The 12,039-nt window shown below is 37.7% G+C and carries 12 protein-coding genes; 7 read left to right on the top strand and 5 right to left on the bottom strand.

What is annotated here, in order from left to right:
- Positions 1-108: 108 nt before the first annotated feature.
- Entirely contained in the window at positions 109-1,635 is a 1,527-nt protein-coding gene (locus I6F65_RS20045; protein WP_007583843.1) for a fumarate hydratase, read from the bottom strand.
- A gap of 155 nt (positions 1,636-1,790) precedes the next feature.
- Between I6F65_RS20045 and pabB the strand changes: the two genes are divergently transcribed.
- From pabB to I6F65_RS20030, 3 genes are all read left to right on the top strand, one after another.
- Positions 1,791-3,137 (top strand): aminodeoxychorismate synthase component I, encoded by a 1,347-nt coding sequence (pabB, locus tag I6F65_RS20040; protein ID WP_197114593.1) that lies wholly within the window; start codon positions 1,791-1,793, stop codon positions 3,135-3,137.
- A 6-nt stretch (positions 3,138-3,143) separates the two neighbouring features.
- Entirely contained in the window at positions 3,144-3,719 is a 576-nt protein-coding gene (locus tag I6F65_RS20035) for a CoA pyrophosphatase (protein ID WP_197114592.1), read from the top strand.
- 102 nt (positions 3,720-3,821) lie between these two features.
- Positions 3,822-5,198 carry an L-serine ammonia-lyase gene (locus I6F65_RS20030; RefSeq protein WP_024611557.1) on the top strand — a complete coding sequence of 459 codons (1,377 nt, stop codon included), beginning with the start codon at positions 3,822-3,824 and terminating at the stop codon, positions 5,196-5,198.
- A gap of 109 nt (positions 5,199-5,307) precedes the next feature.
- Here the strand turns inward: I6F65_RS20030 and cysB are convergent, their stop codons facing one another.
- Entirely contained in the window at positions 5,308-6,285 is a 978-nt protein-coding gene (cysB, locus tag I6F65_RS20025) for an HTH-type transcriptional regulator CysB (protein WP_024611558.1), read from the bottom strand.
- A gap of 301 nt (positions 6,286-6,586) precedes the next feature.
- Here cysB and I6F65_RS20020 point away from each other — a divergent pair, with 301 nt between their 5' ends.
- The gene (locus I6F65_RS20020) at positions 6,587-7,345 is read left to right on the top strand and encodes a hypothetical protein (RefSeq protein ID WP_024611559.1); all 759 of its coding nucleotides are present in this window, start codon (positions 6,587-6,589) and stop codon (positions 7,343-7,345) included.
- 71 nt (positions 7,346-7,416) lie between these two features.
- On the opposite strand, the gene I6F65_RS20015 is transcribed toward I6F65_RS20020, so the two are convergent.
- The gene (locus tag I6F65_RS20015; RefSeq protein ID WP_197114590.1) at positions 7,417-8,709 is read right to left on the bottom strand and encodes an NCS2 family permease; all 1,293 of its coding nucleotides are present in this window, start codon (positions 8,707-8,709) and stop codon (positions 7,417-7,419) included.
- A gap of 114 nt (positions 8,710-8,823) precedes the next feature.
- On the opposite strand from I6F65_RS20015, the gene I6F65_RS20010 reads away from it, so the two are divergent.
- The 3 genes from I6F65_RS20010 (at position 8,824) to I6F65_RS20000 (ending at position 10,537) form a co-directional block, all read left to right on the top strand.
- Positions 8,824-9,288, top strand: a complete 465-nt coding sequence (locus I6F65_RS20010; protein ID WP_197114588.1) for a tetratricopeptide repeat protein — start codon at positions 8,824-8,826, stop codon at positions 9,286-9,288.
- A gap of 296 nt (positions 9,289-9,584) precedes the next feature.
- On the top strand, positions 9,585-10,019 hold the full coding sequence (locus I6F65_RS20005; RefSeq protein ID WP_024611562.1) for a SulA-like leucine-rich domain-containing protein: 435 nt from the start codon (positions 9,585-9,587) through the stop codon (positions 10,017-10,019).
- 38 nt (positions 10,020-10,057) lie between these two features.
- On the top strand, positions 10,058-10,537 hold the full coding sequence (locus tag I6F65_RS20000) for a YchJ family protein (RefSeq protein ID WP_197114586.1): 480 nt from the start codon (positions 10,058-10,060) through the stop codon (positions 10,535-10,537).
- Between the two features lie 293 nt (positions 10,538-10,830).
- Here the strand turns inward: I6F65_RS20000 and I6F65_RS19995 are convergent, their stop codons facing one another.
- Together I6F65_RS19995 and I6F65_RS19990 are read right to left on the bottom strand one after the other, a co-directional pair.
- Positions 10,831-11,133, bottom strand: a complete 303-nt coding sequence (locus I6F65_RS19995; RefSeq protein WP_024611565.1) for a DUF6172 family protein — start codon at positions 11,131-11,133, stop codon at positions 10,831-10,833.
- Between the two features lie 190 nt (positions 11,134-11,323).
- Entirely contained in the window at positions 11,324-11,851 is a 528-nt protein-coding gene (locus tag I6F65_RS19990; RefSeq protein ID WP_197114584.1) for a VC2046/SO_2500 family protein, read from the bottom strand.
- Positions 11,852-12,039: the final 188 nt, after the last annotated feature.

Genomic DNA, 12,039 nt, shown 5'->3' with positions numbered 1-12,039 from the left:
CGAGGTGTGTGAAACCAAAACCCAGTAAATACCCCAATAAAAAACGCCAGTCAGCTGTTAACTGACTGGCATTAAGCACTAGGCTCGCTTTTAAAAGCATAACTTACGTTATTTTAGTTTGCTATCAAGCTCTTCTATTTTAGCTTTCCAGATCGCAGGACCTTGTGTATGCGCATTAGCGCCTTCACTGTCTACTGCAACGGTCACTGGCATATCTTCTACTTCAAATTCATAAATAGCTTCCATACCTAAATCTTCAAAAGCAACTACGCGTGCTTTTTTAATTGCTTTAGATACTAAGTAAGCCGCACCGCCTACTGCCATTAAATAAACAGATTTATGCTCTTTAATAGACTCAACAGTTGCAGGTCCACGTTCAGCTTTACCAATCATGCCTACAATGCCTGTTTTTTCTAGCATCATATCGGTGAATTTATCCATGCGAGTAGCTGTTGTAGGGCCTGCAGGACCTACCGCTTCATCACGTACCGCATCTACTGGTCCAACGTAATAAATAAATTTATTATCAAAGTCTACGCCTTTTGGTAAACCTTCGCCTGAGTTGATCATATCTTGTAGACGTTTATGCGCTGCATCACGACCCGTTAAAATAGTGCCTGAAAGTAAAACGGTTTCGCCCATTTTCCATTCTTGAACATCTTTTTTGGTCAGTGTATTTAAGTCAACACGACGTGTGCCTTCGCCCACTTCAAATGTAACTTGTGGCCAATCCTCTAGTTTAGGTGCTTTTAAATTAGCAGGACCAGAACCATCAAGCGTAAAATGTACATGACGAGTTGCTGCGCAGTTAGGGATCATTACTACAGGTTTTGAAGCCGCATGCGTTGGTGCTGTTTTAATTTTAACGTCAACAACCGTTGTTAAACCGCCTAACCCTTGTGCACCAATACCTAATTTATTAGCACGGTCAAAAATTTCTAAACGTAGTTTTTCTTCTGTTGTTTCTGCACCGCGTTCCATTAACTCATGGATATCAACTGGGTCCATTAACGACTCTTTAGCCATTACTGCCGCTTTTTCAGCCGTACCACCAATACCTATACCTAGCATGCCTGGCGGACACCAACCAGCACCCATTGTCGGTAATGTTTTTTCTACCCATTCAGCAACATCATCTGACGGGTTTAACATAACCATTTTACTTTTGTTTTCAGAGCCGCCGCCTTTAGCCGCAACCATTACTTCTACTTTACCACCAGCCACTAAATCAATATGTACAACCGAAGGCGTATTATCTTTCGTGTTTTTACGCGTGCCCGCAGGGTCTGCAACAATAGATGCACGTAAAGGATTATCTGGATTCAAATATGCACGACGAGTACCTTCATCAACCATTTGTTGAACGGTTAAATCTGTTTTATCCCACTTAACATCCATACCTACTTTAACAAAACAGGTAATAATACCGGTATCTTGGCAAAGTGGACGCTTGCCTTCAGCCGACATGCGTGAGTTAATTAAAATTTGTGCAATGGCGTCTTTAGCCGCTTTACTTTGTTCTTTGTTGTAGGCTTTCTCGAGTGCTTGAACAAAATCAAGTGGGTGATAGAACGAAATATATTGTAATGCATCTTCAATGCTATCAATAAAATCTTGCTGACAAATTGTACTCATAGTGGTTCCTTAAGTTACCGTTACGCGTTGTCGCGTAAACTAAATCAAACCGGTGACGGTGGTTTGCACTGTTTTTTGCAGCTTAGTGCTGCCAAAAAAATTGACTTATGATACCCTCCCAGCCCGTTTCGAGCCAGTTCTTAAAGGGGTAGTAAATGCTAAACAATAAAAATAATTGTATTAAATTAGCCATAAAGCAAAGCTGTATTGATGTATTTGCACATTTTGCACACCTTCCTTATGCCATATTGCTCGATTCTGCCAATAGTGACCATGTAAATAGTCGCTTTGATATTATAGCTATCGAACCTACAAAAACGCTTGAAGTTCAAAACAACAAAAGTTTTCTAAATGATCAACAAAGCTGTAAAAGCTGTTTTGAAATAATGAATAGTGAACTTGCACTTCTTGATAAAACAAAAGCCGATTACGATTTACCCTTTAACGGCGGTTGGCTTGGTTACTTTGGCTACGACCTAGGCCGTACAATTGAAAACATTCCCACTAATGCTATCGAAGATATTAATCTTCCTCAAATGGCTATTGGTCTTTATTTAGATGCCCTTATTTACGATAAACAGCAACAAAGCTGGTTTTACGTATCGCAGCCAAACGTTAATCGCCTCAAGCTTTATGAGCAGTATTTAGATGCACCAATAACTAACTTAAACTTCAAATTGAGTACTGATTGGTACTCAAACATGAGTAAAGATGCGTATGCTGCAAAATTTGCCCAAATTGAGGAGTATTTAAAAAGTGGCGATTGTTACCAAATTAATTTAGCGCAGCGCTTTAACGCTCAGTTTGAAGGCTCCCCCTGGGCAGCTTATATTAAACTGCGTGAGGCTAATAAAGCGCCGTTTTCAAGCTTTATAAATCACCCTCAAGGGGCTATTTTATCAATCTCCCCTGAGCGCTTTATATCTGTAAATAATAACGTTGTAGAAACCAAACCTATTAAAGGCACACTGCCACGAAAAGTAGATATTTTAGAGGATCAACAACAAGCACAAATACTCGCTGCATCAGCAAAAGATCGCGCTGAAAATGTCATGATTGTTGATTTACTGCGTAACGATTTAGGCAAAGTAGCAAAGCCTGGAAGTGTTCAGGTTCCTTCCCTTTTTGCTATCGAAAGCTTTCCGGCAGTGCATCATTTAGTGAGCACGGTAACCTCAGAACTTGATGAAGGAAAAACAGCGGTCGATCAGCTTGAGGCGGCTTTTCCGGGCGGCTCTATTACTGGCGCACCTAAAATAAGAGCGATGCAAATAATTGAAGAACTAGAGCCACATCGTCGCAGTATTTACTGTGGTTCAATTGGCTATTTAAGTGCGTGCGGCAATATGGACACCAGTATTACTATTCGTACCTTGGTATGCCACCAACAAAAAATTTACTGTTGGGCAGGCGGCGGAATCGTAGCTGATTCTAAAGTCGAATTGGAATATCAAGAAACATACGATAAAGTAAACAAAATCCTCCCTTTATTAAAACAGTAGGTCGCTTTGAATAGTGAACATATTATGGCGCGTTTTCTGTTAAGCCCTACGGCTGCGCCAAATCAATTAAAAGACACGCGTAAAAAGCGTGCTAGCGCTGTTATGCTGCCTATTATTGATATAAATGACCATGCCCATATTTTACTGTGTAAGCGCCCTACCTATTTACACCATCACCCTGGCGAGATTTGTTTGCCTGGGGGCAAATTTGAAGTAAGCGATGTTACTCTTCGCACCACAGCACTTCGTGAATTAAAAGAAGAGTTAAATATTGCCGCGAGTAACGTTAAAGTATTAGGCAGCTTACCTGAGTATTCAACTTTAACGGGTTTTAGTATTAGCCCGTACGTAGGCTTACTAAGCAAAGGCACCTCGTGGGAAAATGACTATAATGAAGTGCAAGCCAGCTTTTTGTTGTCGATCTCAGATTTAAATAACGAAGCTAACTGGCAACCTTTACCTTTTCAACGGTTTGGAAAAACAGTGATTTTGCAGGGGTTTAAAACGCCTAATGGACTACTGTGGGGTGCTACGGCAAACATTATAAAAAACTTTACAAAACAACTCGCCTTACCAGTTTAAATCTTCGCTATTAGTAGTTACACAATTGCAATTCCACGTTATCATGGTCGACCGTTCAAAGAACAGCCTCGTGCTGAGAAACAAAGTAGAGACACACACATTATGATCAGTGCATTTGATATGTTTAGCATTGGCATTGGCCCATCGTCGTCACACACCGTTGGTCCAATGCGCGCATCACGTTTATTTGTTAATGAACTCCAAGAAAAACAATTATTAGCAAATGTTACCGATATAAAAGTAGAGCTTTATGGCTCGTTAGGTCAAACAGGCGTTGGACATGGTTCAGGTAAAGCAGTAATACTTGGCTTAGCTGGTTACGATCCTGAAACTATAGATGCCGATTTAGTCGATGATATTTTAGCGACCATTGAAAATGATCAGGTTATTTATTTAAATCAAATACACAAAGCAAAGTTTCCAAAACAAGGTGCTATTGTTTTTCATCGTCGTAAAACCCTGCCAAAGCATTCTAATGCAATGGAAATTATTGCCTCAAACAACGGCGAAAAAGTTTACAGTAAAGTGTATTACTCTATCGGTGGCGGTTTTATTGTTACTGACGAAGAATTTGAAAACGAAAAACAAGCTGCCCTCGATATTAGAGAAGAAAACCCCGCTCCTTTTCCATTCGATAGCGCAAAAGAACTGCTAGAAATGTGTAAAGAATCTGGCTTTAGCGTATCAAGCTTGATGATGAAAAATGAAAAGACACTACGCACAGAAGATGAAGTAAAAGATGAGTTGTTTCATATCTGGCAAGTAATGATGGCTTGTATTGACCGTGGTGTTCGAACCGAAGGTATTTTACCAGGTGGCTTAAAAGTAAAACGTCGTGCACCGAGTTTATACTTAAAACTAAATATAGAAGTAAGTAACGACCCTCTTCGTGCAATGGACTGGGTTGATTTATTTGCTCTTGCTGTAAATGAAGAAAACGCTGCTGGTGGTCGAGTAGTTACCGCCCCCACCAACGGTGCTGCAGGTATTTTACCTGCTGTACTGATGTACTATCACAAATTTGTAAAAGAAGTAGACCGCGATATAGCAACACGTTATTTATTAACGGCTGCGGCTATTGGTATTTTATATAAAAAGAATGCCTCTATTTCGGGTGCTGAAGTAGGTTGCCAAGGTGAAGTTGGCGTTGCATGTTCTATGGCAGCAGGCGCATTAACAGAAATTGTTGGTGGTAATGTTGTACAAGTAGAAAACGCAGCAGAAATTGGTATGGAACATAACTTAGGTCTAACGTGTGACCCTGTTGGTGGCTTAGTGCAAGTGCCATGCATTGAACGCAATGCAATGGGCGCCATTAAAGCGATTAACGCTTCGCGTTTAGCTATTCGTGGCAGTGGCGAGCAAAAGGTATCTCTTGATAAAGTGATTAAAACCATGCTTGAAACCGGCAACGATATGAAAACTAAATACAAAGAAACCGCTCGCGGTGGATTGGCTGTTAATATTATCGAATGTTAGTCAGTTCTTTATAAAAAGAAAAAAGCCGTCTATTTAAAGTAGACGGCTTTTTTATTATTCGTTGAATGTAATTAACCTGAACTTTAGATAATACATCTATCTCAAGCAGCTATTTAACTGGTAATTCTATATCTGCAAATAATTTATCTACGTCATCTTGATTACGCATTAAACTTGCACGCTCTACTCGCTCTTTGGTTAAGTGCGGCGCAAAACGCTCAATAAAGTCATACATGTAGGTACGTAAAAAACTGCCTTTTCTAAAGCCAATTTTAGTTGTGCTCGCTTCAAATAAATGACTTGCATCAATACAAACCAAATCTGTATCGCTTACTTGATCTATTGCCATTGAAGCCACAACACCTACACCTAAACCCAATCGTACGTATGTTTTAATAACATCAGCATCGGTTGCTGTAAATACAATATGCGGCTCAAGCCCGTGTGCACTAAATGCTTTATCTAACTCTGAGCGTCCGGTAAAACCAAATACATAAGTAATTAATGGATACTGAGCAATATCAGCCACAGTTAAACTATGTGCTTTTTTAGCTAACGGATGGTCTTTAGCTACTACAATGCTGCGATTCCAGTGATAACACGGCAACATGACTAAATCTGAATACAAATGCAAAGCTTCTGTTGCTATTGCAAAGTCAGCATCGCCTCGTGCTGCTGCATCAGATATTTGTTGTGGTGTGCCTTGGTGCATATGCAGTGATACCGCAGGGTATTTTTTCATAAACCCTTGGATAACATTTGGGAGCGCGTAGCGAGCCTGAGTATGTGTAGTGGCAATATTCAATTTACCTTGATCAGGCAAAGTATGCTCATTCGCAACTGCTTTTATACCTTCTACTTTAGAAAGTATTTCGCGCGAAATGTTAATGATATCCTCACCAGCACCAGTAACATGCGTTAAATGCTTTCCGCTACGACCAAAAATTTGCACACCTAACTCATCTTCTAACATTCGTACTTGTTTAGAAATACCAGGTTGCGAGGTAAATAAGCTCTCAGCAGTTGCTGAAACATTTAATTTATGATTTTGTACTTCTACGATATATCTGAGCTGTTGTAGTTTCATGGCTGCATATTTTAACGTTATTATTCATATTATATATAAAGGCTACACTCACTAAAACCAAGCGTTATTTCACTTTAAAGGTAGTTTTAGTTCAATGTTAATGTATTTTATATGTTTAGAGTTTAAGGCTAGCACAATAAATATGCTTCAGATAGCAATGATTATCCGGTTTAATCTTATAATCCCTTAAGGTTGTAGCGCTTTATTTGCATATTTTAAAGTTAATCGGTGCAAAACTATCCTGTAACCATATTTTTAATGTAAGATTAACGAATTAGGTTATGAATCCGAGAATTACACCATGATCGTTTCTATTATAATTGTACTTATAGTTGCACTGATTGTGATTGCACTTTGGGTAAGTGCTGTACAACAACACAAAGAAAAACAAGAAAGCGAGCGTCGTAAAGAACTCACAAAACAAAAAGCGATAATAGAAGAAACTGAAGAAGCACTTATGAATAGTGCCAACATTCCGCTATCTGAATATATTATCCGTATTTTACAACGCCGTATTTACGAAGCACTAAGTACCATGGTGACTAACTCACCTAATTCTAAAGCACTGAAAAGTCGTTTAAATGAAGCAAAAGAACATCTTACAAATGCTGTGCAAGGTAACAACAACGAGACTCTGTCTTTACCAAGTAACGACAAGCAACTCGTTAGCCTTATACAAGGCATAAAAAAGTTACGCGTTATTTTACGTTCAGAACATAATAAAGGTAGAGTAGATAGCCAAACGTTTGTAGCCGAAGATAAACGCCTTGAAAAACTGCAGCTGCGTATAAACATTGAAAGCCAAATTAAGCGTGGTTTATCTGCACGTTCAGCGAATATGGTTGGCTCTGCAAGACAATATTTTGAAAAGGCACATGCAACATTAAGCGCTGTTTCTTATTCTGATGATTATGTAACCGCTAAACGCCAAGAAGTTGAAGGTTACCTAGAAGCCATAAGTGTTGAGCTTAGAGCATCTAATGCAAGTGCACTTAAAAAGAAAAACGAACAAGAGCAAGATGATTTAGATGTACTGTTTGCTCCAAAGAAAAAATGGTAACCCCTTTATAAAATTAAATATTAAAAAAGCCCATATAAACCTATATGGGCTTTTTACTATCTAAGTATTTATTAAGGTAAAAACACAAATTTCATGACAAACAATGCCGTTAATATCCAGACACTAATCGTTATTTGATCTTGCTTACCACACAACACTTTAACAGCCGTATATGATATAAAACCAAGCGCAATACCGTTTGCAATCGAAAACGTTAGTGGTGTCATTAGGAGCACAACGGTAACAGGGATAGCATCTGTCATATCATCCCAATTAACAAACTTTAGATTTTGCAGCATTAAAACCGCAACATATAAAATAGCACCCGCAGTAGCATAAGCCGGAACCATTTGCGCAAGCGGTGCAAAAAACATCATCAATAAAAAACAAGCGCCAACAACGACAGCCGTTAAACCCGTTCGTCCGCCCACAGATACACCAGCAACCGATTCTATATAAGATGTTGTCGTAGAAGTACCGAGCATTGCACCTGCAATAGTTGCTGTACTATCTGCGCTCAGCGCACGACCTAAACGTGGCATATTGCCCTTCTCATCTGCTAATCCTGCTTTTTGTGTTACCGCAACCAACGTGCCCGAAGTATCGAATAAATCGACGAATAAAAAAGCAAAAATAACACTCAGCATTGAAACATCAAATGCCGCAGCAAAATCAAGTTGCATAAAAGTAGGTAGAATAGAAGGAGGCATATCCACTACCCCATGATATTCAACCAGCCCTAAACCTAATGCAATGCAAGTTACTGATAAAATACTAATTAAAACACCGCTTTTAAAATCACGATAGAAAAGAGCCGCAATAACAAAAAAGCTAAAAATAGCGAGTAATGGCCCTGCTGATGTTATGTCTCCTAATTGAACTAAAGTTTTAGGATTAGACACAATAATACCTGCATTTTTAAGCGCAATTAATGCTAAAAATGCGCCAATTCCTGTTGCGATAGCGCGTTTTAAAACCAAGGGGATGGCATTAATAATCCATTCTCTAACTTTAAATAAGCTTAAAAATAAGAATATACACCCAGACATAAACACAGCACCTAATGCAGCCTGCCAAGTGTGCTCTAATCCTATTACAACACCGTATGTAAAAAAGGCATTTAAGCCCATTCCTGGTGCAAGTGCTAAAGGATAATTAGCCCATAGCCCCATAATAAAACAACCAATGGCAGCAGCAATGCAAGTAGCCACAAACGCAGCACCTTGGTCCATTCCCGCTTCAGCTAGCATCGCAGGATTAACAAATACAATATAAACCATTGTAATAAATGTAGTTACACCTGCAATACATTCACGGCGAACCGATGAACCATTTTCATTAATTTTAAATAAGGTTTCGAGCATAATAAACTTACGATAATAAAAAGTGGCAAGATTTTATCACAAAAATTATCTTTTAAAGGACATTTTCCCTTGCGGTATACTAAACTATTGAGGTAACTAAAATAATGAATGAGTATGATAAAAACAATGCCCAAAGACCAAGATTTAGAGCAACAGTTAGATAATATACTGTTTTTTGTAACGCAACCAACCGATATAAACTCAGTGCAGGTTAGCGATAACAGTCAACAAAGGACGCTAAATAAAGCACTTTATTATTTAAAGAGTAAGCAAAATGCCCTTGCTGCAAAATGGATGCGTTTAGCTGCAATGTCTGGCGATCATAGAGCGCAATTTTATTTAGGAATATTGTTTATTAAAGGTCAAGGCGTGCCAAAAAGTATATTTCATGCTGCAACTTGGTTAAGCTTATCAAGCTCTCAAGAACACCAACCCGCAATTGCCGCTTTAGCTGATTTACGTAAGCATATTGAAACAAAACGCTTCAAAGACGCACAATGCTATGCTGCAAGCTTATATGAACAAATTCACCAATTACAATTTTCTGATTTAATTCCAAGGACCCCATGTACTGAATAATCACTATGAATTACCTCCATCGTATTTAGTACAAAAAACCACTGTTAAAAAAATAATATAAGTGCGAAATTGATCTCTACAATAAACGCACTACTGTATAAATAGTTACTTTAATTTGGATGAAGTTAAAGATGCTAAAAATAAGTCTTATAAATCAAATGATAAAAAATAAAATAATGTTGAGTAACATTTAAAAATGAATGACTGTACAAATAAATAGCAAAAAACACTTGCACACAAATACTGTATAAACTACTGTATACACATACTGTATATACAACCAGTGAGTGAGAGACATGTTACAGCCAATTACCGTAAGAACTGTTAAAAGCTATCAGCAAGACAACAAAAGCGATTGTGTTAACTTAATTCAAATAGAGGACGAAATTTCGGCTACATTTGAGTTATTAAAAGTGCTGCACCAATATAATAGCTTGAATGCATGGACGTTATTAATTGCGCCGGATCATGTTCCTAGCAAAGCTTTACTCGACTCATGCTCAATCGATACCAGTAAGCTACTTGTTATTAGGCAAAAGCATTTAGTAAATTTAGAGTACGTATTAAACTCTGCTTTGCATAATGGTAATTTTGCAGCTGTTATTACATGGACTGATATAGTTAATAACCAACTACTTACAAGCTTATCTTTAGATTTAAGTAAAACAAATACTAAACTGTATTGCTTTACAAAAAATATCAAAGTCACAGAGATACCGCTTGCCCAATAAGGTTGTTAAACTAGGGTTTTATACTTTATATTAATATTATGAACTCACTAAATTCTATAATCTGTGTTTGTGGCAGTCAGCAAAGCTATGTTGATTGCTGTGAGCCTTTTCATTTAGCAACACAACAAGCTCAAACACCTGAGCAATTAATGCGATCTCGCTACAGTGCATATGTACTTAAAAATGCAAAATATGTTTATCAAACCTACGCCAGCGAAAAACAAGCTGAAAACCCAGTTAAAGAAATTAAAGACTTTGCAGATAGTTGTCGTTTTATAAAATTAACTGTTATTGACTCCGGCTACGAAGAAAATCTGGGATTTGTAGAGTTTAAAGCGAATTATTTCTATCAAAATCTTTTTTGTGAATTAAATGAAAAGTCGGAATTTATTAAAGAAGATGGCCAATGGCGTTATCTTGATGGGGTAATACACCCTGTTGCTGATATAAAAGTTGGTAGGAACGATGATTGCCCTTGCGGCAGCGGTAAAAAATACAAAAAGTGCCACGCAGTTTAAAAAGTAAAATTTTGCTTAACGTCGTTCAACCCTAGTTATTCACTTCAATTTTTGATTTAGCAAAAGAGCTTTCTTAAAACCACAAGATATCTTTACTTATACAAAAAATATAAAGATAAATAATTTTATATGAATAGATAGGTAAAAAGAGATACACAAGGGTTTTAAAAAAACACGGAAAATAAGTGTTTACAACCAAAAACTTAACTCTATTAAACTAAAATTTAGACAATAAAAAATGGGCCTTTAAATTAAGGCCCATTTCTGAATTAATACATACTTAAAACTAAGTATTACTCATCGTCATCAAGATCTAATTGCTGACGCTGTGCAGGTCGCGCTAAAATTTCTACATAAAAAGAAGTTAAACCTTGCTTTTCAATTTCGCCAATTTGATTGCTTAACTCAGCAACGTGCACAACTTGTGCATCTTCAACTGTATTACCAAACTTACAATCGAATGCCCAATAGTCAGCATCTTCAGGCAGCGTTTTATTACGCTCTCTCTTCAAATATTTTTTCACTTCGTGCTTTGCAGCATCAACCATACGAGGGTATTTGATTTTCTCATGATTCAGCGTGAATGTTTTCTTCATTACGTTCCTAATTACCTTGATTTAATGATAACGGCATTTAATGTCATACCATTTGTACTCATTATAGCAATTGCAATAAATTTTTGGATGCTTTTTTTACACTAAATCAGTTTTTAAAAAAATTAAGGTTGTCTGCATTCGCATATAAATTGTCTAACTTGAACTTAAAGCCTTTTATAGGCTTGATCATTTAAGCGCTAGCAAGATGCAAAGGCTGGTGTAGATTCTCGTTATTAAGATTATCATAAAAAGCAGCGGCATCCATTTGTGGATTAGAGAGTTGAGTTTCAGTGCTTTTTAAACGCCTACGTACTGCAAGTTCACAATTATCAATCACATTAAGCGGGATGTATGTAGCGTCATCCCTTATCGAAAGAGGCTCTGGATTTAAACAATGGTTCAATTTAATATCGCTCATTCCTGAACGCTCCCCATTCTTTACTAATAAGGATGCATTATATTGCCCTATTAACATATCAAATTTATCTGGGGCTAAAAGTTGTTTAGGAGCTGCTCCAATTTGTCTACGCAGTATATCCTCTTCAACAATTAAATTTTCAATTTCTGTTTTTGGTAAATGAAACTGACTAAAATCCAGAGCATCATGAGAAAGCATTGCAAGTAAAAGAGAAAACTCTCCTCTGCGGTGTTCGTGGACACTTTTATTGAGCCGTGTGCTCAACTGCCCCTCTGTGATTAACAAATCATCGATTTGCATAGACTTTAGCCGATTGTTGTAGGTTATAGATATTTATCGGCTTTATTTCATTTTTCTTTAGCTTTTTTCTTTACTTAAATACAAGTTTTGCTATTATCAGCTCCGTTGCATTGGAGGGGTTCCCGAGCGGCCAAAGGGATCAGACTGTAAATCTGACGGCTCAGCCTTCGCTGGTTCGAATCCAGCTC

This window comes from Pseudoalteromonas sp. SWXJZ94C (genome assembly GCF_015864385.1).
Taxonomy (GTDB): Bacteria; Pseudomonadota; Gammaproteobacteria; order Enterobacterales; family Alteromonadaceae; genus Pseudoalteromonas.
This window is presented reverse-complemented; position numbering and strand designations above follow the sequence as displayed.